The sequence below is a fragment of the Marinomonas piezotolerans genome (assembly GCF_003362755.1).
Taxonomy (GTDB): domain Bacteria; phylum Pseudomonadota; class Gammaproteobacteria; order Pseudomonadales; family Marinomonadaceae; genus Marinomonas; species Marinomonas piezotolerans.
Genome location: NZ_QKRA01000002.1, coordinates 258,609 through 283,821, shown reverse-complemented (window position 1 = coordinate 283,821; position 25,213 = coordinate 258,609). Strand labels below are relative to the sequence as shown.

The window sequence follows — 25,213 nt, the reverse complement described above, 5'->3', positions numbered from 1 at the left end:
TGACTCACGAAGCGGTAATTTGGCAGACTGTATTATATAAAACTAATATAAAAAGGCGTGTAATGTTACGTAGGCCTTTTGTGTCATCTTTTTCTACGTCTGCAATCTGGAGTCTAGACCACTCAACGAAAAATCAGCTACCCATTTTTCTCTAATGCTAGATACTGCTCAATGCCTGCGATCTTATCTTCGGCATGATGATTGACATACAACACAGTTGTTTCATTGCCTTCACAAATTTTCTCGATAAGAGCGAGGACAAGTTGGCGATTCATGTCATCCAAACCTAGGCAAGGTTCGTCTAGGATCAGTAGCGGCGGATGTTTAACCATAGCGCGAGCAATCAGTAATAGTCGCTGATCACCATAAGACAACTTATTAAATGGCTGATCGGCACGATCGCTCATACCCAACAATGCCAGCCATTCATCGGCTATCTTCTTCTGGTTATCAGTGGATTTACTGTACATGCCAATGCTGTCGTAGAAGCCAGAGATAATCACATTTTTACAGCTCACACTGACGCGGTATTCCCATTGCAATGCCGTAGACACATAGCCGATGAATTGCTTAATCTGCCAAATGCTTTCGCCATTGCCGCGCTGGAAGCCAAATACAAAAATATCATTGGTATAACATTGCGGATGATCACCCGTAATCAACGACAAGACGCCCGTTTTGCCGCTGCCATTGGGGCCGCTCAACTGCCAATGCTTACCTGGTTCAATGGTCCAATTGAGGTTATCCACGATTACCGTGTCGCCATATTTAATCGTCGCGTTGGTGAGCTTGACCAATGGTTGATTCGCGTCGAGTGCAGGGATCTGTGCAGCGGGATCCGGTTTTGGCACTTGAAGATCGGTGGTTTTCAGATGCAGCAGTTGGTACAGCTCAGAGAAGGCGCTGTTATCCTGACGATCTACTTTAAACGTGAGTTGTCCGCAGTCGTCCGAGGCTTTTTCTAAGTACGCTACATGGGTGATAAAGTCCGGCATTTCATCAAAACGGTTCAACACCAATACCATCGGCGTGGTCTCAATGATGGATGCAAGATGCTGTTGCAACATCGCCAAGGTATCCACATCCAAACCGTCAAAGGGTTCATCTAAAATCAGTAATTCTGGCTTGCTGGAGAGCGCACGAACCAACATGACCTTGCGTGTTTCGCCAGTTGAAAGCTTACGAAATGCGCGATCCAATAAGTGACTCAATCCAAACTTCTCGACTAATTCGCTCGCCAGCTCCGGATCAGCACAGTCAGAAAAGATCATTTCTTGGACGGGGGTTCCTACCGAAATCACGTCCATTATGTCGGCGTCATCTTTCTTTAGCTCTTTGGCAATTAGCTCCGCTTGCGCCTCGAAGGAGACTAAGCCAACACGACCGGGCAGCCCTGTTAATGTGCCTTGCTCAATGTCCCCCACGCCAGCCAACACAGCCGCTAGCGCGGACTTGCCTGATCCGTTGGTCCCTGTAATCACCCAGTGCTGACTAGGTTCTATCGTCCAATTAATTTGATTGAGGTAAAAGCGTTCATCAAAGTTAACGCATACATTCTCTAAGCGGATAGCGGAGTCCATGAGCAATTCCTTAGCACGTTAAATAAGCAAAAATAGAAAAAGAGGCGATAAAAAAGCCGAGAACTCAATGAGTTACTCGGCTTTTCTACAGAGACGATGTTGCGAGCGATACTAGGGCAAGTCAATTTGTAACACTGCCCTAGTAAGCGCAGTCATCGTCTTAAACGATTTTCTTCATGTCAGCCATGTGACCACGAAGAACCGCACCCACTGCTTCAACTGGGTGAGAACGTAGCGCAGTGTTAACTTCGATCAAACGAGCGTTGTCTACGCCATTGTCAGTGTCAGAAAGACCTTTACCGATCACGTCAGTTTTGATGTCTTTCATGAAGTCAGCCAATAGTGGAACACAAGCGTGGTTGTATAGGTAACAACCGTATTCCGCTGTATCAGAGATGGTCGCGTTCATTTCGTAAAGTTTCTTACGAGCGATGGTGTTCGCGATTAGCGGAGTTTCGTGTAGAGACTCGTAGTAAGCTGATTCTGCGATGATGCCTGCTGCTGTCATGGTTTCGAATGCTAGCTCAACGCCTGCTTTCACCATTGCTACCATCAAGATACCTTTGTCGAAGAACTCTTGCTCAGAGATTTCAACGTCACCTGCTGGTGTTTTCTCGAAGTTCGTTTCAGCTGTTTCTGCGCGCCATTTTAGAAGGTTCGCATCGTCGTTTGCCCAGTCTTCCATCATCACGCGAGAGAAAGTACCGTCGATGATGTCATCTTGGTGCTTGTTGTATAGCGGGCGCATGATCACTTTTAGCTCTTCAGAAAGATCGAATGCTTTGATCTTAGCTGGGTTAGAAAGACGATCTAGCATGTTAGTCACGCCGCCGTATTTCAAGGCTTCTGTGATGTTTTCCCAACCGTATTGGATTAGCTTAGACGCGTAGCCAGGATCGATACCTTCTTCAACCATTTTGTCGAAGCAAAGGATAGAACCCGTTTGCAACATACCACAAAGAATCGTTTGCTCACCCATCAAGTCAGATTTCACTTCCGCGATGAAAGAAGACATTAGAACGCCTGCTTTGTGACCACCAGTACCGACTGCGTAAGCTTTTGCTAGTGCAAGACCTTCGCCTTTAGGATCGTTGTCTTCGTGAACCGCGATAAGCGTTGGTACACCGAAGCCACGAACGTATTCCGCACGTACTTCAGAACCAGGGCATTTAGGTGCAACCATGATAACCGTTAGGTCGTCACGGATTTGCATGCCTTCTTCCACGATGTTGAAACCGTGAGAGTAAGATAGGCAAGCGCCTTCTTTCATAAGCGGCATCACAGCTTTTACTACAGAAGTGTGTTGCTTATCAGGTGTTAGGTTAAGAACCACGTCTGCCGTTGGGATTAGGTCTTCGTAAGTGCCAACAGTGAAACCGTTTTCTGTTGCGTTTTTCCAAGACTGACGCTTCTGCTCAATCGCTTCTGGACGTAGTGCGTAAGACACGTCTAGGCCAGAGTCACGTAGGTTTAGACCTTGGTTAAGACCTTGTGCACCACAACCGATAACAACCATTTTTTTGCCTTTAAGCGCTTCTACGCCATCAGCAAATTCAGAGCTGTCCATAAAACGACATTTTGCTAGTTGTTCTAGTTGCTCGCGTAGCGGCAAGGTATTGAAATAATTAGCCATGGTAAACACATCCTAAAATTTTATGTTTAAAGTACCGACATCTAAGCACGTCGATATTAAAAAAGAGTGACACAAACACGCCTCAAACCAACAAGGCTGTGCTGCGAGTGTGGTCAATGTATAGCAGTGCCTGCCTTTCGTAAATTGATATATTTGCAATATAACGTCCCATTTTTTGCAAAACAGGTTTATCATTACGAGTATGAATATTAAAACGTTAAAACACTTCCTCGCTCTGGCCGAAACGTTGCACTTTGGACGCGCTAGCGATGACTGCCACATCAGTATTTCAGCCTTGTCTCGCAACATTCGCCACCTTGAAGACGAACTTGGCGTGACACTGTTTCATCGCGACAATCGTACTGTGACATTGACCCGCGAAGGCCAGCGTTTTTTGCAGTACGCTCGCGAAACCAGCAGCCAATGGAACTTAATTCGCCACGAGCTTACCGACAACTCAGGTCAACTCAGCGGTGAAATCAGCATCTATTGCTCGGTGACGGCCAGCTACAGCTTTTTATTCGAATTGCTCAATCGTTTTCGCCAAGTCCATCCCCGCATTGAGATCAAACTGCACACCGGCGATCCAGACAAAGCCATTTCACGCATTCTCGATAGCAACGAGGACATCACCATCGCAGCACGCCCCATCGCGATGAATCGAGGGTTAGCCTTTAAACCCATCACCAAATCCCCGCTAGTGTTTATCGCGCCACTGGAGCAGCAGCCGAATGTCTCCACGACTTCGCCTCAAACCCCCCAAGAATGGGGTCAAGTACCGATGATCGTCTCTGAAGCTGGGGTGTCTCGTAACCGAGTGGATGACTGGTTTCGCGATATTGGTGTCACCCCTAACATTTACGCCCAAGTGGCAGGCAACGAAGCCATCGTCAGCATGGTGAGCCTCGGGTTTGGTATTGGCGTCGTACCTAAAATCGTGTTGGATAATAGTCCATTGATCGACCGTGTTCAGATACTCAACGTGCAGCCAGAGCTTGAGCCTTATGATATTGGCTTGTTTACCTTGAAGAAGACGTTAAAAAACCCGCTGGTTGAAGCATTCTGGGAGCTGATGTAGACGACACTGCATGGAACTTTTCGGATTTTGAGGCTTGGTTTTGTTGAGGTTGCAGGACTATCGCGATGAATCACGACCTACAACAATAGGGCCGTGCATAAACAGAAATGCTGTAAAAGCAAAAGCCCCCAATCATAGGATTGAGGGCTTTTGTTTTCTTTCATCTAGCTTGTTCAAAGGGCGCCACACGGTGACGCCTCTTTGTACTACTTCGAATGATTAGTTAGAAGAATGCAGGCGATTGAATTCAGCTTGCAACTCACTTACTTTTTCATTGTAGACCGCTTCTTTTTGCGGGATCGTCATCGCGCGGTCAAACGTTACTTCCTCTGCTTGGTAACCCATAGTTTCAAGTTGAGCAGACAATGCTTCGTAGCTAGCTCGTGATTCACGCAGATCGTCGTATGCCGTGTCTGCAAATGCAGAAGTAGATAGGCCAGCAACAGTTAGTGTAGACAGTGCGATTGCAGTTAACTTTTTCATAATAAACCTCCTAAAGGTTTGAATAATTAAAGACATGTTTCGCGTTTCGATGTCATTCATAGTAGAGGCTTTCGCAGATAAAAAAAGTGTTCCGAACGGCGTTTCAAAATTCTTTCATTAAGCGGCCAAAACCGTGCATAAACAGCCAAATCCACACGAAATGCGCACATATCCGTTATAAAGCTCACTTTTACTGAATAATTGCAAACAATGACTACACCCATGCTTAGTACTCGTTATATCTTGCTATCTATTCGCACTATAAAGGCACCAACCGCACTAAAATCGTTCAAGAAGTCATCAGAAAAGGTTCTAATTGATTGAAAACTCGCCTGCTACCTCCTCATTTGAAATCGATACGTTCGATCGTTATGTAGCAAAACTCGATGAGTCCATTCACCCCTAATTATCGTCTTATGCTTTATGAGTATTTAGAGAGGATCATTATGATGTCTCGGTAATAACGAGATGATGACAGGCCGACATACGACAAAACAAAAGCCCCCAATCAAGCGATTGGGGGCTTTTGTTTTCTTTCATCTAGCTTGTTCAAAGGGCGCCACACGGTGACGCCTCTTTGTACTACTTCTAATGATTAGTTAGAAGATTCTAGGCGATCGAATTGAGCTTGCAACTCACTCGTTTTCTCATTGTAGATTGCTTCTTTCTGAGAGAACGTCATTGCGCGGTCAAATGTTACTTCATCTGCTTGGTAACCCATTGTTTCAAGTTGTGCAGACAGTGCGTCATAGCCAGCTCGTGATTCACGTAGATCGTCGTAAGCTGTATCAGCAAATGCAGAAGTAGATAGGCCAGCAACAGTTAGTGTAGACAGTGCGATTGCAGTTAACTTTTTCATAATAAACCTCCTAAAGGTTTGAGTAATTAAAAACATGTTTCGCGTTTCGATGTCATTCATAGTAGAGGCTTTCGCAGATAAAAAAAGTATCCCAAACGGCGTTCCAACATTCTTTCATTAAGCGCTCAAAGTCGTGCATTAACGGCCAAATCCACACGAAATGCGCACATATCCGTTATAAACCTCATTTTTCTTGAATTGTTGCAAACAATAACCACGCTCATGCTTAGTACTCGGCATATCTTGCTATCTATTAGCAGTATAAGGGCAACCCATTGCTCCTGAATCGTTCAATAAATCAACAGAAGCGTCTTTTCGTGACCCAAAAATCACCCTGTCACATCCACATTTGAAATCGATAAGTTCGATTGTTACTCATCAAAAAACCGAATGAATTCGTGAACACAGACAATCAAGCCAGCTCGTTTACACGATTAGCCCAAATGTGCATGACGCTGTTGTGTGAATTGCGTACTATTAATAACAATCACACCATGATAGGAGATGGTTCCATGGACGCTTCACGCCGCGCCCTACTATTGGCCAGTGTTGCCGCTTTGCAAGCTTGTGACAGCGAATCTGAGCCCGAGACCAGCAGCACTGCCACGCAAGGAGCAAATACCGACGGAAATATTGGTATTCAAGCCGCTGCCGCTTTATACCTGCCCTACAACAAAACCGTGACCAAACAGCAACTGCTCGTCGATATCGATACCAAAGATAGCAATTTCTATTACGAGCTCGTGCCCTATCTAGAGCGCTACCAACGAACGGACAGAGCCATTGAGTATTTTTTGGTTCACCTCGGTCATGGCAACCATTTCTGCAAAGAGTACTTTGATAACTGGATTACCTATCAACTCGCCAATACTTTTAGCTTAGCGGTCGGCAGCGAGCTATCGACGGTGTCTAACAGTATTGTGTTGACTCATGTGAGTGAAATTCGAAATGCCGTCTCGAAAGATCAAAGCATCAAATCATTCATGCTGAGTTACTTCCTATCCGAGATGTTTTGGGCGCGATTTAGAAGCCCAGAGGATAATGGCCGTGAAGTACTGGAAGTGTATCTTGGTAAGTTCCAAGATGACCTCGTGCCCAAAGCCGCAAAAATCTTACAGAACTATGCGTTTATCGAAAACACAGGCAGCCTACAAAAAGGGCTGAATGAAAATACCGAACCGCAGTTTATTGATGGGCAATGGCTCACGACCCCAACAGAGCTGTACCAGTACGTAGTGAACCACCCAGACTTTTTACCGCATGTTTATGCGCATGTCGTCACTCAGCTATACGGCGCGGCAGATGTGGAAGTCATCGCCAGTTTGAAACGCCAGAATATTGATTCCTTCCGTGAGTTATATAAACAAGCGTTACTTCACCCAAATATGGAGAAGATCCAGCGGCCGAAATACCCCGAAGAAATTCTGCTGCCGGTGATTCAAACAGGTCAGTATGTATTACGTCGTGACGGCTTCTCAACCTTCTTAGACTTAATGGACCAAGTCGGCAGCAAGCCGATGCTTTCGAAATTGGAGCGCCAAAAGCCGGACTGGAATGCGCTAAACATCGGTAACCTTTCCAGCTTTTTAGAAACCTTGTTTAGTACTGAAGCAGGCAACTTCTCATCAAGCTGGACCTATGGCTATGGTCAAGCGACCTATGTAGCGCTGTCTCAGTTAGCGGAGCAGCCAGCGGATTTGCTCGCCAAAGCCCACAGCCTCCTATGGCGTGAGCCTTTTACCTATGATGCCTCGTTCCATACGCTCATTGCACAGCAAGACTCGACCAAAGACAAAGTAACGGCGGCACTGCGTATTGCCGCGATGAACTATACCCATTACCAATTCAGTGCGGAGTAATTCAAGATGATTTCAAGACGCTCATTTTTAAAATGCTCTGGTATCGGGTTATCTACCACATTACTGCCCAATTTCGCCTTGTCCAAGTTGAGCAGCAACGACGTCTCCGTATTAGAAATTTTCCTTTATGGTGGCGCTTCATCCGCGGCGGCTGAAGCCAAGTTACTCAAAGATGAAAACATTTCTGGCTACAACAACGTCACTCTAACGACCAATGGTTTCTGGCAAGAGGCGGGGGGTGACCATTTAGAAACCCTGCTAACCAATAACCGCTTGTCGCTGTTCTCTTTAATGCCATGGCACACTTCGAAGGCACATGGTTTTTGCCAAGATTACGGCATATTGGGACAAGCAAACTTGTTGGAACAAGACACCGACTTGATTGCCATCGGTAACGGCGGCAAAGCACTGGTTGGCCGACATAAAGGCTATATTTCAACCGATGCAAATTTTTCCAACCCTTTTGATAAAGGCGATTTAGCCAAACAGATCAATAGCTTATATGCTGGTCTATCAAGCAAGCCGCATCTAGAACAACTCACGGCTGCCGCGAATTTAGAAAAGGCGAAGGCAATACGTGATACGTACATTGCAGGTTACGGGGACTCCGACATCGGTAAACAAATCGCCTCGACGTTGTCCTATATGCAGGCAGAAAGCTCAACTGTATACGCTTCAATACCATACGGCGGTTGGGATATGCACAGCAACGCCTTCAATAACTATACCAGTCGTATGAGCGGTCTTTTAGCGGCGCTGGTCCAGGCTAATACTCAAATAGAGCAACAAAACAAACCCATTGTCATCGTGGTTCATGGCGACTTTGGTCGTAATTACTATGTGAACAACTCCAATGGTTGGGATCATGGCGATCATCAAATTGCTATGCTGGTCGGCGGTCAAGGGGCGATCAACCATCTTGGTAAGGCGTTTGAATCCACCATCAATAAGGACAGCCCAACGCGCTTATACACCAAGCCGTCTGGTAACTATAAAACGCTGGATCCAATCGAGCTGCGTGCTTTTGTGTTGGAAACGCTCGGAGTGAGTTTGAATGACGCGGTGACGAAGGTGAAAGACAGCTCGTATTTGTGGTCGTTGGATTTCGAGGGCACGGCGAACATCGCCGCTACCACGCTTAAACAAAAACTAGACGCTTACGCCTCCCTCTAAGGAAGGCCATCACTCCCTCAACGAACCATGTCGATGTAGATGAGACGACATGGTTCGTTAAACCAATCACCAGCACATATAATATTAGTCGTCATCTTGCATCGGAATCGTGGACTGACTCGCCATCAGGCTTGCCACACGCCTCGCAATACTGACTTTTTCCGCCTCAGTCAGCTCACAGGCCTCCTGATCTGGCACAAACCGATACGAGTCTTGTGCGCCATCAAACTCAATCTTGCCAAGAATATGACCGCGATCACTGACACAATCGAGTGCTTGTTGGGAAGGGAAAAATAGCACCATTCTACACTGTCCTACACCACATTTAGGTAGCGCGTGATGATAGAGCCAGTCACGCATCAACGCAATCTATGCGGCGATCGCCTACCCCATAAAAGGAACTCAATACCGTTCACTGTTGACACGATATTCATCTATTGCATAAGCGTTAATGCTTCCTGTTACAATATCCCCAAAGGGTTACCTATTTGGGGATATAGGTAGTCGGACGTGTTTCAAGGTAGTTTTCCGCTACATAATAATTATCCCTTCGAGTAGGAATACCCTATGGAACAAGTTATAAAGGCATTGTATGCCATTCATCCGAAACGGCATCCTTTGATATCTATCTTGGTCACATTGGCCGCCGTTGCGTTCTTCTGGTCGCTCTCAACGACCTACTCACCCGATGAAGGGTGGGGCTTTAAATCTCTTTTACCCACATTGTTTGTCCTCGCCATTGCCCTCATATCACGCGCGCCCTTCGAATCTCTTCTGGTAGGCGTTATTGCAGGCTTGATCATGATTAACCCGTCGACCGTTGTCACGTCACTGACGGATACCATGTCAACGGTCATGGGTAATGACACCATCATTTGGATCGTGTTGGTCTGTGGCTTGATGGGCGGCTTGATTGTATTGCTGGAAAAAAGTGGTTGTCTCAATAGCTTCAGCGAATGGCTAAAAGGACGTATAAAGTCTCGTCGCCAATCACTGTTAACCACTTTTTTCATTGGTTTAGTGGTCTTCATCGATGACTATTTAAATTGCTTGGCGGTTTCATCTTCCGTTAAAAAAGTCACCGATCACTACAAAGTATCCCGCGAAAAGCTTGCCTACATCATCGACTCCACCGCTGCGCCAATGTGTATTTTGGTGCCGGTATCAACGTGGGCCGTGTTCTTCTCAGGTTTATTAGAGGAAAACGACTTAGCCACATCGGGTAAAGGGCTTAGTGTTTACATCTCTGCCATCCCGTACATGGTATACGGTTGGGTTGCTCTTTTCGTCGTATTCCTCGTCGCCAGCGGTATGCTGGGTAATTTCGGGGCAATGAAGAAAGCCGAAAAACGCGCATTCAATGGCCAGCCACTGCCTGATGATTACACTGGTGACTCGATGGAAGCGGCGGCGCCGACTTACCGAAAAACCAGCAACTTCATCGGCATGCTCAACTTTATCGTCCCCATGTTGATCCTGATTGGTGCCACCATCTACTACGATATCGACTTGCTAAAAGGTGTTATCGTCACACTGGGCATCACCGTTGCGATGTACTATCTACAAGGGCTGCTATCGCTAGAAGACCAAATGAAAGGCATCTTTGAAGGCTTCAAAGTCATGCTTTACCCGCTTTCTACCGTGATCGCAGGCTTCATGCTTAAAAGCGTCAACGATGAATTAGGCATGACCAGCTACATCGTGAGTGTTGTGGCACCGATGATGACCGCCGAATTGATGCCAGCACTGGTATTTGTGGTCATGGCTGCCGTGGTCTTCGGTACTGCTTCAAGCTGGGGATCGTTCATCATCGCGATTCCAATCGTCGTTCCGATTGCCTTAGGCGTTGATGCCAACATGGCACTTGTCATCGGTGCTCTACTGTCTGCCTCATCATTCGGTAGCCACGCGTGTTTCTTCAGTGACTCAACCGTACTGGCAGCGCAAGGTGCTGGCTGTTCACCCATGTCCCACGCTTTGACGCAACTGCCCTATGTGTCCATCGGGGCCGTTATAAGCTTCATTATCTTTATCGTACTTGGCTACACCGTTTAACCTACGTTTCCCGCCTAGTACCGTACGAAAAACCAGAGCAATTCGCTCTGGTTTTTTTATGGAAAAAGAGCGGGATTTTTACGCTATCTGCCATTGATTCAAGTGTCGCAAAAGACGATCTATGGCATCATGAAGTGATAGATCGATGCTTATTTTGCAGGTGATAGAATGGATAATGTGCTTCATGATTTCCGATTGCAGCTACAAGAGTTACTCAACAATGCAACAGGATTACCCGACCAAGGAATCGCGACGGCTAACGTGATCGCACAAAGGCTTGGGTCAGAGCTACGGGCGTCGCCACGAGCAAAGCAGAGCAACCCTTTGAGCGATGCCTTACAGCAAGTCGCCGACACGGTCGATGACCTGCCTGAGGCATTGCAACCTCTGGTCAATACCATCCTCGATCTTACCGATTACCTGATCTGGTATAAAAGACAGGCCCCTTTGCCTGAGTTTATGCAAGGTCATGCCAACGCCGATATTATCGGCCCAAAGGGATTGGTTGTGCGTGACGATATACAGGTAGGGATTACCCTAATGCAACCAGAGTTAACCTACCCCGATCACCACCACCTCCCTGAAGAAATCTACATTGTGCTGAGCGAGGGCTTCTGGCGACAAAACGACCGCCCGTGGCATTCTCCAGGTCCCGGTGGATATGTTTATAATCCGGCCGATATTATCCATGCGATGAAGTCGGTCGATCGACCATTATTTGCTTTATGGTGTCTTAAACTCACATAACACCCGCAAAAATGAAGAGGCTTTTGGCATCAGACAATTAAAAAAAAGTCCCCACCTAAAGGTGAGGACTTTATCAGCCGTCTGATCTAGTAATAAAGACAGGGCTATTGATGTTAACTGACTCAATAAGTCTCAATCAGTTATTGCCCACGGTTCTCTCTTCGTACATTCTGAATCAAGGCAGTAACCAACGACACACCGATCAAAGCCATGACCAACGAGAACGGTAATGCACCCACCAGCATGGCAGACTTAATCGCATTCAAGCCACCTGCGACCAAAAGCACAGCAATCAATACGGTGATAATGACGCCCCAAATAACAATATGTGAACTGGTTTTTTTGGATTCATTGCCGCCCGAGTTGATCGTATTAATGATTAACACAGCGGAGTCTGCGGACGTAACGAGATAGGTCAACAGTAGGATAACAACCATCGCCGTCATGATCTTAGCCCAACCCGAAGACAGCATAACGCCTAATGTCGCAAACAACTGAGACTCTTGACCTGCTCCAAGAATGGCGCCATTAGCACTGCCAGAAAGCTCAAGATCGATTGCTGTGCCGCCCACTACGGTGAACCAAATAAAACACATCAAAGAAGGCACAATCATCGCCCCGAAGACGAACTCACGAATAGATCGTCCTTTGGAGATACGAGCGAGGAAAAGACCCACGAACGGTGCAAAAGCAATCCACCACGACCAATAAAAGACGGTCCACCACAATGACTGCCACTTATACAAGGTCGCTGCAGGCTCTTCATCCGAGTTCGACCAGTACGTCATAGCCTGTACAGGGAAATTAAGTAGGTAATCCCAAATCCCAAGGAACAGAGACTTAAAGGCTACTCCTGTTGCACCAAATATAAGGAAGAATAGCAGCAAGCCGAAGGACAAGCCCATATTCAGGTTAGATAACCATTTGATCCCTTTACCCACACCCGACATCGCCGAAAGGATAGACGCTACCATGACAAAACCCAAAGCGACCAGCATCGCGGCCAGGGAAGGAGAGCCATCCTCAAGGATCATCCAATCAGCGCCAAACAAGGTATAAATGCCTGAAGCAAACTGACTAACGCCAAAACCGATGGTCACTGCAACACCTAAAATCGTTGCAACTACGGCACTGATATCAATGATATGGCCCAAATTACCTTCCAGCTTTCTGCCGAATAACGGCGTCAGTCCAGAACGTATTGTCAACGGCAAGCCGCGGGTATAACTGAAAAAGGCAAGACCAAGGCCCACCAAGGCATAACAACCCCAAGCACTCAGCCCCCAATGCAAGAAAGACCACTTGTAGACGGAACGAAGCGTTTCTTCTGATTGAGCCGGCACGGCACCGATAATGGTATCCGGATTACTGGCAAAATGATAAAGCGGCTCTGCGGTAGAGAAGGTCAACATGCCGATACCAATACCAGCTCCAAACATCATAGAGAACCAAGAGAAACGAGAAAACTCAGGTTTATCTCCCTCTACGCCCAGTTTAACTCGGCCAATACTGGGTACGGCCGCTAAGACGATACAGACCAGCACAAAGAAGGCCATGACATAGATATACCAAGCCCCGAAGTTCTCGAATGACCAACCTTGAAGCTGACTGAGCAGTTCGCCCGCATCACTTGGAAAGACTGCCGCCCAAACCACAAGAAGCGCAATGACAAGCTTGGATATGATCGTAACGATATGGTTGAAACCCTTATAGAAGCCAGACTCCGCTGTTTCTATATCGAGGTTTGTTAATGGTGGTTCAATATTCATAGAGTTTTCCTCTCGTAATTATTATTGTTTTAACGTTGTTGGAAATACTGGGAAGCAGCGTCTCCGAGTTTAAACTATGTTTTCTTTTCTATTACCGTGCTAAAAGCCGATTCAACAGAGCCGTATCACTGGCAATCTCGTCAGTCTTTCAGTAACTCTCGCCAATTGCCGGGGTATAAGGCATAAAAGACCGTCGCCTGCTCTCCTTCATACTTCAGCTCCGTGCCTTCTGGTATCCAAATCACATCACCACTTTGCCCTTCTAGGACGCCGTCATTGGTCACCAAACGGAACGTACCATCAATCACATAAAGGACTTCGTCATACAATACCGTCCAAGCGACTGAACAGTTATCAAAACGAGCAATCCCTGCCCCCATAGTGGAACTGGTCTCAGTGGTTACCGCACGCCCTACTTCTGCGTGACCCGGCGGCCCACCACGGTGAGCGAAGGTAATATCACTGCCTTTAATTAATTGTGCTTTACTCATAACGACCTCTTTATCAAACTATGTTTACAGCCACATCGTTGCCATCAAACCTCGCTGCGACTCTGCCACTTTGCGAACGCCATGCGAGCCCGCACGCCTATCCCTAAGAAAGGTTCTGGTGGCAAGCGTGCCGGCATGCCTGACACCGCTTGCATATTTTGCTGAAGTTTTGAATCGCCTCCCGACGCCATCTCGGCAAGCAATTTTCCAGAAATAGTGCCGCGGGCAACGCCCACCCCGTTATGACAACAAGACGAAAACAAGCCCGGTTCAAGCTCCCCAAAGAACGCTTGCGAGTTACTCGATAAAGAGAGTACGCCACCCCAAGTGTGCTCAAAGGTCACCGCTTTAAGCATTGGATAACGTGCTTCCAGTGATTCGCGATGCATAACATGAATCTTCTCACGCGTAGCCAGATCACTGTTGTAGTTGGGAACAAAACGGTATTGGTTACGAACCACCAAGCGTCGGTCCTGCGTCATACGCAGTGTGGTGCCAGCATGGTCCGCGGGGGTCAGACCCCAGTCTGCCGTACCGCCATACGCTGAGAATTCTTCATCCGTTAAAGGGCGAGTCATGCTCGCAAACGTCATGATTGGTAGCATTCTCGACTTCATATGCCCAAATTGTTCGGTATAAATATTGGTACCCAGAATGACATTTTTTGCGTGCACCTGACCATTGGCGGTTTGTGCGACCCATGTGCCATTACGACGCTCTAGGTTAAGGATGGGGGTCTCCTCCCAAACCGATACGTTTTCCGGTACATGAGCAAGTAGTCCGCGAATTAATGCGGCTGGCTGCATTAAAGGGCAACCCGGCGTGTATAAAGCCTGTTGATAATACTGGGTGCCCACGACTTTCCTTAGGCTAGCTTGATCCAGCATTTCATGCGGTTCACCCAGCTCTTTCAGAAGCCTCTGAAAGTGTTCCAAAAACTTGACCCCTCGCTCACTGACGGCGCCCTGTAATTTGCCAGCATGGGACCATTGGCATTCGATGCCATGGCGCATAATCTTATCTTCCAAATACTGAATGGCAGCGCGATTCAGCTCGATCACTTTCCGTTTACGTTCAATGTCATCCCCTACCAAATCCGATTTATGCGGTAAATCGATGACGAAGCCGGAATTACGCCCTGACGTACCGTGACCTATTTTCTGAGCATCGACCAGTACGATTCGCTGTTCGGGATTCAATTCAGCGAGTCGGTGAGTCGCTGACATCCCCACAAAGCCACCCCCAATCACTAACCAATCGGTCTTTTCAACACCCGATATAGGATTGGGCTCAGACATATGCTGCTGATATTCTGGCGATAAGATTTCGAACCAGCCACAGCTGTTATCGTCAGCAGGAAGTTTTATATTGTTCATAGTTAGCGTCCGAACACCTATTGTGTTTCTGTTATTGTCTGTTGAGAGCTAGATCGGGGCGCTATCCTTTGCGACCCAACCCTCCGCACAGACCGATCAGGTCATCTAAAGCGTAGTGCCTTCGGCAACGTTATCGGTCCACTGCTGACGTTCGGAGGTCATCTCACCCGCCAGAGCAAACCCTAGTACACGGCCATCGTTAGCCACAAACAACCCTCGCATTCCTGCTTCCGTCGCCTCCACTTGCCATTGACCTTCCTGATCTGGTTTGGGCGACAAAACCGTCAAAGGTAGCGCTGGGGTTTTCACCATGACGGGCATCAACGGATACTGGGCCATAGTCAGCTTACCAATTAGGCAATCAGCCAACGCTCGAATCCCGAAGTTGATCGGTGCGATATAGGGCAGTAGTTGCCCTTGAATCTCTACGCAATCACCAATGCCATACACATCCTGAACATTGGTTCGCAGACCACCATTCACAACAATGCCTCGGTTACAGTGAACACCCGCTTGTGCGGCGAGTTCAGTGCGAGGTTTGAGACCGACTGCTGACAGAATTAAATCCGTTTGCAAGGTCTGACCGTCGGCCAGCGTTAGGCGATAACCGCCATCAAGCGTTTCAATCGTCTCGACGGTATTGTTCAAATACCAAGAGACACCTTGATCGGAAAGATTGGCCTGTAGTCGCTCACCAATTTCCTGCGGCAGCAAACGATCCATTGCCCAGCCACTTAACCCAACCACCGACACTTGATAACCCTTATGGGCAAGGTCGTTCGCAAATTCACAACCGATCAAGCCATTACCTATAATCGTAATATGGCGTTTGTCTTGCTGATGATTCGCCTGTAAACGTCGGCGGAACTCACGATAATCACTTAGGTCATTCACACTTAACACATCGGCACTGCCGTCACCCTTGAATGGCAGACGAATAGGCTCGGCACCTAAAGCGAGAATGAGCTTACTGTAAGCTTGAGGGCCTAAATCAGTGCTCAATAAATGCTGTTCGGCATCGATATTGTTGACGCGACATCTGGCATGAATGCGGATATTCAGTCGCTGCTCGATTTCCAGAACCGTTTCCGTAATCAGTCCATCAGCGTCTTTATCTTTCGCCAAGGCGTTAGAAAGCGCAGGCTTCGAATAATGCGCGCCATCGTCCGCGGTGAACAAAACAATTTTCTTATCGGCAGAGCGCTGGCGTAATGCTTCAGCAAGGCTATAGCCCGCATAACCACTACCAATAATGACGATAGGCGCTTCTTCTTTCGGCTCAGCTTGCGCTTGAGCCGCACTGGTCGGTGCCGCTGCGACTGGCATCTCGATCATTTCAAATTCAGCTTTGCTCACACCGCAATCAGGACAGAGCCAATCATCTGGCACATCTTCCCAACGAGTCCCCGGCGGAATGCCATCGGCAGGCCAGCCTTTCGCTTCGTCATAAATAAGTCCACATATAATGCAGAGCCACTTTTTCATGGAATACCTCTCTCAATCAGCAGGCCTGATCACATTGCTTTTCTTATCGTTATTGCGAGACACGAATCGCGACATTCTTGGTGTTTACATAGCTGTACAGTGCTTCCTGACCTCTTTCTCGGCCAAACCCAGACAGCTTATTACCGCCAAATGGCGTTTCGACCCCACCAGCAAACCATTCATTGACGAATACCTGACCCGCATTCAACGCCTTAGAAGCTCGCATAGCTCGTGCAAGATCGCGGGTAAATACACCCGACACCAAGCCAAAATCGGTAGCATTGGCTAACGTCCAAGCTTCTTCTTCACTGTCGAACGGCGTAATGGCCAGTACCGGACCAAACACCTCATCCGTAAATAAGCTCATCTCTGGCGTGACATCCGCAAACACGGTCGCTTCGACAAAATAGCCGTCTTGGTTCTCGGGTGCTTTGCCTCCCGTCACCAGACGCGCCCCTTGAGCAACCGCTTGGTCACACATTTGCAAAACCTGCTGTTGTTGCTTCTGCGACACCACGGGCGTTAAGTCCGCATCGTCCTTTCCTGCACCGACTCGAAGACCTTGTGCTAAGGCCGAGACACGCTCGACGACGTCATCGTAGATGTCTCGTTGCACCAACAGACGAGACATGGCCGAGCAAACTTGGCCAGCATTAAAGAAGATTCCGTATCTAACACTGCTTAATAGCTGATCCATATCGGCATCAGAAAAGACCACGGCTGCGGATTTACCACCTAACTCCATAACACTGGGAATCGCGCGCTCAGCCGCTGCGTGCAAAATCGACCGACCTGTCGCAACAGAGCCCGTAAAGACAATCTGATCGATGTCCGAATGGGACGCTAATGCCGCGCCGATCTCTCTGCCGGGGCCGTTCAACATGCTTAAGGCACCATTAGGTAATCCCGCACGCTGACAAGCGGTCGCCAGCCAAGTCATCGCCAGTGGCGTAATTTCCGGCGATTTAACAATCACCGCATTGCCCGCCGCCAGTGCTGGAGCAAGGGCGCGAGCACAGATGTCAACGGGGAAATTCCAAGGCACGATCTGAGCGGAAATGCCGACTGGTTCGTAATAGGTAAAATCCACGTAATCCTTACCTAGTGGAATCGATCGGCCTTCAATCTTGTCGGTGATGCCCGCGTAGTATTCGAAGTATCGAGCCGCCATCAAAAATTCGTCTTTCGCTTCATTGATCGTCTTGCCATTTTCTCGGCTTAGCAGCGGAGCCGCCTCATCGACGATCTTATGAATCTCAAGTGAAATACGTTGCAACAATTGCGCGCGCTTCGCGGGGCGACAATCGCTCATTACGCCAGAGTTAACACAGGCTCTTGCCGCAGTAACTGCGGTGTTCACATCGTCTACATTAGCGGATGCAATGGTCGCGAACACTTCACCCGTCGCGGGGTCATATACATCAGTGGTACGCTGCGCGTCACACCATTGACCGTCAATAAAGTTCAGCCAGTGATTTGTTGAATTCGTCATATTTCCACACCATAATTTTAATTGAGCCAAAAAGGGCTAAGGTAACGCCAAAGTGCTTGAGTCAATTAACCCAAGGCTTTGGCGTACTGGTTCGCAACCCATTGATGGAAGTTATGGGATGGCTCATCGTGTACTGGGGAAAACACGCCGCCTTCGAATGCTGGTGATTTTCTGCCTTTCTGCATGCCTTCGACCGCAAAAATATCTTCACCAAACACGACTTTCCAACTATCCGCCACCGCTGAACGACAGGCTTCGTACTTATCGCCAATGGCTTCTTCGCCGACATAGGTAAGCTGAATTTTCTCGAGGGTTCTGTCACTGGCCTGCGGCATTAGAATAAAAGCAAAGAAGTGATCGGCTTGAACGCCCACCATGACGTTAGGATAAATCGCAACATACTCTGCTTGGCGAATCTTATCTTCTGGCCAATCCGCAAACTGCGGCAGGCTGATACCGGCCACATCAGCAAGGTTATAGGTGTAACTCCCCTGACCTGACATGTACTCATTAATGGTAATGTTATAGTGCTGATCCAGCGGCGAATAACTGTTCAAGCCTGGGTGAACCCACGGTAAATGGTAGGCCTCACAAAAGTTTTCCACAGGTAGCTTCCAGTTCGTCTTAAGGTCCAGCTCCACACTGCTGCCACTGTGAGCAAGGCGAACTTTCTCCAGACCGTCCTTACCTGTAAACTCTTCCCAGCGCTCAAGCAGTGGCTGAATGAAATGATCAAAATCGACGGCATCACCGGACAGGTTAATAAAAATAATCCCCATCCAAATGACGGAACGAATCTCCTTAAGCCCATGATCTTCGCACGCGAAACCTTCCGTTTTATGTTTGCCTATTCCGCCGATGTGGGGCGTACCTTTTAGGTTACCGTTGAGATCATAAGTCCACGAGTGGTATGGGCAGCGAACCATTCCCTCTACTTCAACCTCTTCACTGATCAATATCATGCCGCGATGGCTGCAAATATTATGGAAGACTTTTACTTCGCCCTCTCGATTACGCATGATCGCCAACGGCAGCCCCATAAAGTCCACAGGCTTTGCAAAACCATTTTTGGGTAATTCACCGTCAAACGCCAAGCCTGCCCAAGACTTACCAATGACGTGATCACGCTCAAATTCAAATAATTCAGGATCTTCATAAACGGCATTCGGCATGCCTTTAGCGTTCGCAATGGGCTGACGGACAGCATCTAGTGCAACAAGAGGAATACGATGGGTGTCTATTTTTGTTGTCATTGACATTTTCTCCTACTAACAGTCATTAAAAGCACAACCATTAATCAACCTTATTTATAATGATCTGCATCAAGATATTCAGAGAATGGTACAACCTAAAAATAAACTTTTATAACGATTTATTATCGACAAAGTTCATGACAAAAACTCATAATTAATCTCTGTAACCGAATATAGACAACAGCAAAAGATTCAAATCAAACCAAGAACGGTCAACGATTTTTTATAGAAAAGCACTTCAAAAAAGAGGTTGAAACACAAATAGTGAGCAGGGCACTGCCAAGAAATAATTAAAATATTATTTAAAATCAATAGCTTGTATATTTAAAACCTTGATCAAACTAACCATTACAAAAACTCATCGTTATTACACCAAAAAAATCGTTTGATATATTATCGATGAAGATGTATTAATTTTTGAAGTAAACCAAGATGAGTTAAAATAGTAGATAAAACCGAATTTATTGAATTTTATAAAGGACGCTGAACGACACAATAAAATCGATCCATAATAGTGAAGTACTTTTTATCTTCTTGCTTAAAAATGATTTCGGCTATTATTCGATGATTTATTTTTGAAAACAGATCGACTCAGGTAAGAAGTTGTCAACTTGGTAATGCTAAACTGAATTGAGACCCAGGAATAGAGCTCAGTTTTGTACAAAGGCTCGTTAATTTTTTGTGTATAGATGGGTATGAACCCTTTATTCTATCTGTCACAGAGCCTGTACGGCACTTTTCTGAAACCCTCTTACAGTGGTGTATTAAAATGTCTATTAAGTCTTTGCCGCCCTTGCATAGTTTAGTCGTCTTTGAAGCGGCCGCACGCCATCTAAACTTTACTCGAACCGCCGAAGAACTGTTTGTTACCCAAGGGGCGGTCAGTCGCCAAGTTCGACTGCTTGAAGAGTTTTTAGGCAAAGAGCTCTTCATCAGAGAAAAGCGGTCCCTCAGGCTCACCAGTGTCGGTGAAAAATTCTACAATAACGTTCGTAAATCACTGCTTATCTTGTCCACAACCACCGAAGAAATCTTGCAGAAAGAAGATGACTTTCAGGTGACGATTGCAACCAGTAATGCGATGGCCTCCTATTGGCTACTGCCTCGTTTTAGAGAATTTCAGCACCTTTACCCTTACGTCGACTTACGAATTACCGCAGTAGACTCCCTTAAAGCGATGCATCAAAGTGAGTTCGACATTGCCCTGTTCTACTGTCGTCATCCGCCAGAGGACTTTCAGGCAACCCCACTGTTTAACGAAGTGATATTCCCAGTATGCAGCCCTAGCTATTTGGCGCAGAACCCCATAAACGAGCCAAAAGACATTCTGAACAATACCTTATTGTCCCTTGATGTCAGTGAAGATTGGTTCAACTGGGAAGATTGGCTGCTGGATTCGGGTTTGTCACTACAACCCTCTACCCCACGTCAGATTAAGATCAACAGCTACCTACTGCTGATGCAGGCTGCATTAAATAATCAAGGCGTCGCATTAGGCTGGTCTAACCTTGTTGATGAATATTTGAAAAGCGGCTTACTCGTCAAACCACTCGATAAAGCGTTAGTGACCAACTCGCAATACTATTTATTAGAGCCACTACAGCAGGAACCAAAAAGGTCTGCCGTCCAACATGTGCGACATTGGCTGCTGTCCCATGCGGAACAAATACCAGCTCTGTAATTGACCCTGCTTGGAGGCGAACAAGGCAAAAAAAACGCAGGCGGCTGCCTGCGTTTTTTATTATCGTAATGCAATGTTCTACGATTACATTGACGCTGCGGTATACACCTCACGGCCACCTAAGTAAGTTTTCAATACTTTCGTTTCGCTCACTTGGTCTGATGGCGTGTTCAACAGATCTCTATCAATGATGATCATGTCCGCAAACTTGCCTACTTCTAACGAGCCCACTTTATCGTCCATATTCAAGGAATAAGCCGCATTGATGGTAAACGCACGCAACACGGTTTGGATATCAAGACCTGGGTCATCCCCAAGGCGTCCTTGGTATTTTGGTTCTGTCGCATTTTCATTCATACGAGTTAACGCAACTTCCATCGCAAACCATTCATTCAGAGCGTCCACTGGCCAGTCACTGCCATAAACGATTTTCACATCTTCTTCGGCGAATTTACCCGCTGTTTCGACGTAGTTAAAGCGCTCTTCGCCCATGTAGTCTTTTACCGTATCAATCGTATCTTGCGCAGGTTTACCCCACTGGAACGAAATAACAGGCAATGCGTTTAGCTCAGCAAAACGTGCGTAATCCTCTGGCACCATCACTTCACAATGCGCCAAGGCTGGACGTAACGTTGAGTCAGGGCGATTCGCTTTTAACGTTTCTAGCGAGTTCAGAGCGGTATGCACAGCTCTATCACCATCGGTATGCATATGGACATTGAAGCCCGCATCTGAGAACGCCATCATGGCATTAGACAGCGTGTCTTCGCTGACATACAGCTTGCCGTGATTGTCACTGTCACTCCATTCTGGGTGATCACTGGTTCCCGTGTTATGCAGGTAAGGCGCCATCATTGCGGCGGTTTGCGCCGGTGCCTGAATCACACCGTCCATAAACACTTTGACCGTATTCACTTGAATACCAGGCTGCGAGGCAGTGTTCTGCAAATTGTATGTATCTGCCAAGCCTTTCACTTCTGCAATGATGCTAGCAGGGTCGTCTAAACGTTCAGGACCAAAGTTTGGAGCCAAGTGCGCACGGACGGTTAATTGACCTTGCTCGGCCAACTGACTGAACGCCTCAACCGTGGCTTCGCGCGCCGCAGCATCTAGAATGGTGGTGACACCTTGCGCCGAAATCGCATTGACCGCCATGTGCATGTCGTTCAGGTTTTTCTGCTTTTCTTCGGCGTCAGGCAGTGGCGGTACATGAGCGGTCAACGCCCACATGGCACTGTCTAAAAAGATACCAGTTGGGTTGCCTTGAGCGTCTTTCTCAATCAGACCGCCTTCGGGAGACGGCGTCGCGCTATCAATCCCAGCGGCTTTCAGCGCCGCGGTATTGGTCACCAATGAGTGGAAATCACTACCGAACACATAGATCGGACGATCTGTTGGAATTCGATCAAGGATGTCTGCATTTAAGTCAGCACCTGCAGGCGTCATCGCTTGACGATACCAACCCCCTACTTTTAACCAGCGTGTTGGATCTTGCTCATTGCTTTCTTCCACACAAGCGGTGATTTTTGCGATGACTTGATCGACAGACAGTGGCGCATAATTCAAAGAACACGTATTCAGTTGTTCGCCACCCGCCATCGGGTGCATGTGCGCATCTACTAAACCAGGCATGAGTGTTTTGCCATCCAAATCGACCACACTCGTCTCAGAGTCGATCAATTTGGCTAAATCTTGTTCGGAGCCAACGCCAATGATGGCACCATTTTTAATGGCCAACGCTTCGACTACGCGGTTCGTACTATCGAGCGTGTAAATGGGGCCTCCCATAAACACCGTATCCGCCGTTTGGCTTGCACCAGACTGACCCATCGAGCTACAACCTGCCAGCAACAGGATACTGCTCGTAACAGCGACCGATGCCGCTAATTTTTTTAGAGCAAATGCCATTCTTTCGTTCCTTTTGTATCGTTATATGCTTATTCAGAATACAGACAATAAAAATCCAAGATAAATACCCCTCTTTGGGTATAAGGAACTATGGTCACCCAAAAGACAGAGGTGACGATCAGAAAAGCAGGGGGCATAACTTTGAGCGAGGTTCTGCTGACAGCACGATTAAAACACAAGGGAGACGGACATCCGGCCCCCTTGTATCACTTGTTATAGACGAACGACGACGGTCTTCCCTATATAATCATGAGCTGCTCGACGCTTGTCGTTAAATCGCATGGTAATAATGTCTACAGCCCACCACACCATCAATAAAATGAAGAGAACGCGGACAGCTATAGAATTAATGTCAAGCGTCCCCAATGAACTCCCAGAGACAAGGGGGATTAGAAACCACACAATGTTAAACGCTATGATGACTGATGCTCTACGGGAAGCTTGTTTAACATTTATAGTCGTCTCCGTGCCATGATTGAGGACTTTAATCCCCATAACCATCTTTCCAAGCGTTTGACCAAAACAGCCATGCATAACGACGGTGTATAGTATGAATTGAAATCCGACTAGAAATTGAACGATTAGATGTTGATCGCCGCTCTCGACACCAAAGAGCAAGTCTTCGACATACCATATGATTGACAAGCCGATGTAGTCGATCATAAAAGCCCAAAACCGACGCCAGAATGTTAAGTATTTCTTAGCTTCTTGTTGCTTTTTTAGCGCTTCTTTTACGGCGGGATCGTTCATTTTATTTGCAATAGCGAGTTCTATTGCTTTCGTTCTTTCAGGGTACAACTCTTTGTTTATCTGATCACGAGCCTCTAACAGCTCCTCCAATCTGTAATGATCGTAATTAGGGCTAAATTCCATTTTCCTGACTCTCCTTGAGTATAGGACGCCACCTAGGCGTCGAGTTGCAGTTGGCTCGATTGAGATTTGCTTCAATCGAGCCAACTGATTTAAATCCGTTTAAATTTTCTATTATAACCCCTTCAAAACCGACCGAAGTTGGTTACATAAGCAGCACACCCATAAAAATCCTTTTCATTTCGTTCTCCTGTTTATTATTAAACATCTCTAGGATATGTGTATTTTCACCACCTTGTCGCAATGAATTACGACCTACAAAACCAATATAATCTATGGAGAGGGTAGGCAACACGGGCATCGTATATCGCCTGAATATCAGTCGCCGAAGCAGGAGATATTCAGGCGATATAGGACGCATCGCTAGGTGTTAAGCTTTTTAAGGAAGCACACCACTCGAGCAGTTTCTTTAAAGTTTAAGCGGTAATGCAGGTCAATGGAGTCTAAATTCGTTTCATCGGCGTCACTGGCTAACTCTGAATACCCTTGCGCAACAGCCCACGCTTCGGCACTTTTCATTAGGGCACTGCCTACACCACGACCTCGAAACTCTGGCTTTACGAACCATGCTTCGACAAACGGCACGGCTGATTCTACGCTACCTTCCGCGAAGTTTCTGATATTGATTTCAATGAAACCAGCAATGCTTCCCTCCACTTCGGCGACAAACGTTTGCACCACATCGTTCGATGTCCCAGCAAAATACTTCTCCAGCTCGGGCGTGTGATCTTCATCATACTGCGGCCAAAGTACGGTTCGCATCTCAGCCCACACCGGAATCTCTTCACGTTTCACATCTCGAACGTCCATTTATTCCTCCAATTCATTGACATAGTTAACCCTATATTGCACTTGAATGTCGTCATTCGCAAAGGCTGGTAAGCAGCGGGTGACTCGCACTCGCTGCTTACCTTCCTACATGAGATAGATATTCCTAACCATAACTAGCCTAGCAGCATCGAAAGGAAAACTCAGCCCTCGTGAACAGTTGACGATTTCCTGATCAACAGGTCTCTATATCAACTATGAATGGATGATATGAACAAACGGACCAATCACCGCCAAAATAACCAATACCAGCGTGGGGGAAAGAGAAAGAATGAAACCAAACGCCCGCGTGTCAGGGTTATTCATATACGCTCGCCAGTAAATCAAACGACCGACTAAGTAGATCACCCCAATGCAAGCAACCCACACCGGCGACCAGTACTGCCCTGCGATAAACAAGCCCGGTAAAAACGCAACCAAGGTCTCTAGCGTATTCATCTGCACACGATAAATACACTCAAACCCTACGTCTCCCGTCACTGCAGGTGCCTTCAAGCCTGACCGTTTTCGCGCTTGACCAGTCAGGAATCCAAAAAAGACAAATTGCAGCACCGCCAGTGCGCCGACTAATTCTAAATATTCCATTTACTTCT

At 47.0% G+C, this 25,213-nt stretch carries 21 protein-coding genes; 6 read left to right on the top strand and 15 right to left on the bottom strand.

The genetic code is table 11. The features are described from left to right. Positions 1-137: 137 nt before the first annotated feature. Positions 138-1,580, bottom strand: a complete 1,443-nt coding sequence (gene modF, locus DN730_RS05285; protein WP_115467069.1) for a molybdate ABC transporter ATP-binding protein ModF — start codon at positions 1,578-1,580, stop codon at positions 138-140. A 160-nt stretch (positions 1,581-1,740) separates the two neighbouring features. Beyond that, positions 1,741-3,213 carry a ketol-acid reductoisomerase gene (gene ilvC / locus DN730_RS05280; RefSeq protein ID WP_115467068.1) on the bottom strand — a complete coding sequence of 491 codons (1,473 nt, stop codon included), beginning with the start codon at positions 3,211-3,213 and terminating at the stop codon, positions 1,741-1,743. Between the two features lie 202 nt (positions 3,214-3,415). Between ilvC and ilvY the strand changes: the two genes are divergently transcribed. Then, entirely contained in the window at positions 3,416-4,291 is an 876-nt protein-coding gene (gene ilvY / locus DN730_RS05275) for an HTH-type transcriptional activator IlvY (RefSeq protein WP_115467067.1), read from the top strand. A 219-nt stretch (positions 4,292-4,510) separates the two neighbouring features. Here ilvY and DN730_RS05270 read toward each other — a convergent pair whose 3' ends face one another. Then, entirely contained in the window at positions 4,511-4,774 is a 264-nt protein-coding gene (locus DN730_RS05270) for a hypothetical protein (RefSeq protein ID WP_115467066.1), read from the bottom strand. Positions 4,775-5,369: 595 nt separating this feature from the next. Further along, complete coding sequence (locus tag DN730_RS05265) at positions 5,370-5,633, bottom strand: hypothetical protein (protein WP_115467065.1); 264 nt, start codon at positions 5,631-5,633, stop codon at positions 5,370-5,372. 512 nt (positions 5,634-6,145) lie between these two features. Here DN730_RS05265 and DN730_RS05260 point away from each other — a divergent pair. Together DN730_RS05260 and DN730_RS05255 are read left to right on the top strand one after the other, a co-directional pair. Beyond that, the gene (locus DN730_RS05260; RefSeq protein WP_115467064.1) at positions 6,146-7,492 is read left to right on the top strand and encodes a hypothetical protein; all 1,347 of its coding nucleotides are present in this window, start codon (positions 6,146-6,148) and stop codon (positions 7,490-7,492) included. 6 nt (positions 7,493-7,498) lie between these two features. Further along, entirely contained in the window at positions 7,499-8,665 is a 1,167-nt protein-coding gene (locus tag DN730_RS05255) for a DUF1501 domain-containing protein (protein ID WP_115467063.1), read from the top strand. An 84-nt stretch (positions 8,666-8,749) separates the two neighbouring features. On the opposite strand, the gene DN730_RS05250 is transcribed toward DN730_RS05255, so the two are convergent. Next, a complete protein-coding gene (locus tag DN730_RS05250; RefSeq protein ID WP_115467062.1) occupies positions 8,750-8,968 on the bottom strand; it encodes a hypothetical protein in 219 nt (72 codons plus the stop codon). 264 nt (positions 8,969-9,232) lie between these two features. On the opposite strand from DN730_RS05250, the gene DN730_RS05245 reads away from it, so the two are divergent. Beyond that, complete coding sequence (locus DN730_RS05245) at positions 9,233-10,720, top strand: Na+/H+ antiporter NhaC family protein (protein ID WP_115467061.1); 1,488 nt, start codon at positions 9,233-9,235, stop codon at positions 10,718-10,720. Between the two features lie 168 nt (positions 10,721-10,888). Further along, positions 10,889-11,467, top strand: coding sequence for a dimethylsulfonioproprionate lyase family protein (locus tag DN730_RS05240; protein ID WP_115467060.1), 579 nt, complete (start codon positions 10,889-10,891; stop codon positions 11,465-11,467). A 140-nt stretch (positions 11,468-11,607) separates the two neighbouring features. Here the strand turns inward: DN730_RS05240 and DN730_RS05235 are convergent, their stop codons facing one another. The 6 genes from DN730_RS05235 to DN730_RS05210 all read right to left on the bottom strand — a co-directional run bounded on the left by DN730_RS05235 (position 11,608) and on the right by DN730_RS05210 (position 19,333). Further along, positions 11,608-13,236, bottom strand: a complete 1,629-nt coding sequence (locus tag DN730_RS05235; protein ID WP_115467059.1) for a BCCT family transporter — start codon at positions 13,234-13,236, stop codon at positions 11,608-11,610. Positions 13,237-13,376: 140 nt separating this feature from the next. Next, positions 13,377-13,727 (bottom strand): ethanolamine utilization protein EutQ, encoded by a 351-nt coding sequence (locus tag DN730_RS05230; RefSeq protein WP_115467058.1) that lies wholly within the window; start codon positions 13,725-13,727, stop codon positions 13,377-13,379. Positions 13,728-13,771: 44 nt separating this feature from the next. Then, the gene (locus DN730_RS05225; protein ID WP_115467057.1) at positions 13,772-15,103 is read right to left on the bottom strand and encodes an NAD(P)/FAD-dependent oxidoreductase; all 1,332 of its coding nucleotides are present in this window, start codon (positions 15,101-15,103) and stop codon (positions 13,772-13,774) included. A gap of 105 nt (positions 15,104-15,208) precedes the next feature. Continuing rightward, a complete protein-coding gene (locus DN730_RS05220) occupies positions 15,209-16,588 on the bottom strand; it encodes an FAD-dependent oxidoreductase (RefSeq protein WP_115467056.1) in 1,380 nt (459 codons plus the stop codon). A gap of 49 nt (positions 16,589-16,637) precedes the next feature. Continuing rightward, positions 16,638-18,080, bottom strand: a complete 1,443-nt coding sequence (locus DN730_RS05215) for an aldehyde dehydrogenase family protein (protein ID WP_115467055.1) — start codon at positions 18,078-18,080, stop codon at positions 16,638-16,640. Between the two features lie 65 nt (positions 18,081-18,145). Next, positions 18,146-19,333 carry an aromatic ring-hydroxylating oxygenase subunit alpha gene (locus tag DN730_RS05210; RefSeq protein WP_115467054.1) on the bottom strand — a complete coding sequence of 396 codons (1,188 nt, stop codon included), beginning with the start codon at positions 19,331-19,333 and terminating at the stop codon, positions 18,146-18,148. A 769-nt stretch (positions 19,334-20,102) separates the two neighbouring features. Here DN730_RS05210 and DN730_RS05205 point away from each other — a divergent pair. After that, positions 20,103-21,014 carry a LysR substrate-binding domain-containing protein gene (locus tag DN730_RS05205; protein WP_115467053.1) on the top strand — a complete coding sequence of 304 codons (912 nt, stop codon included), beginning with the start codon at positions 20,103-20,105 and terminating at the stop codon, positions 21,012-21,014. Between the two features lie 84 nt (positions 21,015-21,098). Here DN730_RS05205 and DN730_RS05200 read toward each other — a convergent pair whose 3' ends face one another. The 4 genes from DN730_RS05200 to DN730_RS05185 form a co-directional block, all read right to left on the bottom strand. Then, positions 21,099-22,922 (bottom strand): amidohydrolase, encoded by a 1,824-nt coding sequence (locus tag DN730_RS05200; RefSeq protein ID WP_115467052.1) that lies wholly within the window; start codon positions 22,920-22,922, stop codon positions 21,099-21,101. Positions 22,923-23,135: 213 nt separating this feature from the next. Next, a complete protein-coding gene (locus tag DN730_RS05195) occupies positions 23,136-23,795 on the bottom strand; it encodes an RDD family protein (protein ID WP_115467051.1) in 660 nt (219 codons plus the stop codon). A 360-nt stretch (positions 23,796-24,155) separates the two neighbouring features. Further along, on the bottom strand, positions 24,156-24,602 hold the full coding sequence (locus DN730_RS05190) for a GNAT family N-acetyltransferase (protein WP_115467050.1): 447 nt from the start codon (positions 24,600-24,602) through the stop codon (positions 24,156-24,158). Positions 24,603-24,815: 213 nt separating this feature from the next. Next, on the bottom strand, positions 24,816-25,205 hold the full coding sequence (locus DN730_RS05185) for an MAPEG family protein (RefSeq protein ID WP_115467049.1): 390 nt from the start codon (positions 25,203-25,205) through the stop codon (positions 24,816-24,818). Positions 25,206-25,213: the final 8 nt, after the last annotated feature.

What these genes read in the sequence shown, in the direction of transcription:
- DN730_RS05215 (WP_115467055.1), bottom strand. Translation starts at nt 18,080, where the DNA reads ATGACGAATTCAACAAATCACTGGCTGAACTTTATTGACGGTCAATGG.
- DN730_RS05260 (WP_115467064.1), top strand. Translation starts at nt 6,146, where the DNA reads ATGGACGCTTCACGCCGCGCCCTACTATTGGCCAGTGTTGCCGCTTTG.
- DN730_RS05210 (WP_115467054.1), bottom strand. Translation starts at nt 19,333, where the DNA reads ATGACAACAAAAATAGACACCCATCGTATTCCTCTTGTTGCACTAGAT.
- DN730_RS05255 (WP_115467063.1), top strand. Translation starts at nt 7,499, where the DNA reads ATGATTTCAAGACGCTCATTTTTAAAATGCTCTGGTATCGGGTTATCT.
- DN730_RS05195 (WP_115467051.1), bottom strand. Translation starts at nt 23,795, where the DNA reads ATGGAATTTAGCCCTAATTACGATCATTACAGATTGGAGGAGCTGTTA.
- DN730_RS05220 (WP_115467056.1), bottom strand. Translation starts at nt 16,588, where the DNA reads ATGAAAAAGTGGCTCTGCATTATATGTGGACTTATTTATGACGAAGCG.
- modF (WP_115467069.1), bottom strand. Translation starts at nt 1,580, where the DNA reads ATGGACTCCGCTATCCGCTTAGAGAATGTATGCGTTAACTTTGATGAA.
- DN730_RS05190 (WP_115467050.1), bottom strand. Translation starts at nt 24,602, where the DNA reads ATGGACGTTCGAGATGTGAAACGTGAAGAGATTCCGGTGTGGGCTGAG.
- DN730_RS05235 (WP_115467059.1), bottom strand. Translation starts at nt 13,236, where the DNA reads ATGAATATTGAACCACCATTAACAAACCTCGATATAGAAACAGCGGAG.
- DN730_RS05250 (WP_115467062.1), bottom strand. Translation starts at nt 8,968, where the DNA reads ATGGTGCTATTTTTCCCTTCCCAACAAGCACTCGATTGTGTCAGTGAT.
- DN730_RS05230 (WP_115467058.1), bottom strand. Translation starts at nt 13,727, where the DNA reads ATGAGTAAAGCACAATTAATTAAAGGCAGTGATATTACCTTCGCTCAC.
- DN730_RS05205 (WP_115467053.1), top strand. Translation starts at nt 20,103, where the DNA reads ATGTCTATTAAGTCTTTGCCGCCCTTGCATAGTTTAGTCGTCTTTGAA.
- ilvY (WP_115467067.1), top strand. Translation starts at nt 3,416, where the DNA reads ATGAATATTAAAACGTTAAAACACTTCCTCGCTCTGGCCGAAACGTTG.
- DN730_RS05200 (WP_115467052.1), bottom strand. Translation starts at nt 22,922, where the DNA reads ATGGCATTTGCTCTAAAAAAATTAGCGGCATCGGTCGCTGTTACGAGC.
- ilvC (WP_115467068.1), bottom strand. Translation starts at nt 3,213, where the DNA reads ATGGCTAATTATTTCAATACCTTGCCGCTACGCGAGCAACTAGAACAA.
- DN730_RS05270 (WP_115467066.1), bottom strand. Translation starts at nt 4,774, where the DNA reads ATGAAAAAGTTAACTGCAATCGCACTGTCTACACTAACTGTTGCTGGC.
- DN730_RS05240 (WP_115467060.1), top strand. Translation starts at nt 10,889, where the DNA reads ATGGATAATGTGCTTCATGATTTCCGATTGCAGCTACAAGAGTTACTC.
- DN730_RS05245 (WP_115467061.1), top strand. Translation starts at nt 9,233, where the DNA reads ATGGAACAAGTTATAAAGGCATTGTATGCCATTCATCCGAAACGGCAT.
- DN730_RS05265 (WP_115467065.1), bottom strand. Translation starts at nt 5,633, where the DNA reads ATGAAAAAGTTAACTGCAATCGCACTGTCTACACTAACTGTTGCTGGC.
- DN730_RS05185 (WP_115467049.1), bottom strand. Translation starts at nt 25,205, where the DNA reads ATGGAATATTTAGAATTAGTCGGCGCACTGGCGGTGCTGCAATTTGTC.
- DN730_RS05225 (WP_115467057.1), bottom strand. Translation starts at nt 15,103, where the DNA reads ATGAACAATATAAAACTTCCTGCTGACGATAACAGCTGTGGCTGGTTC.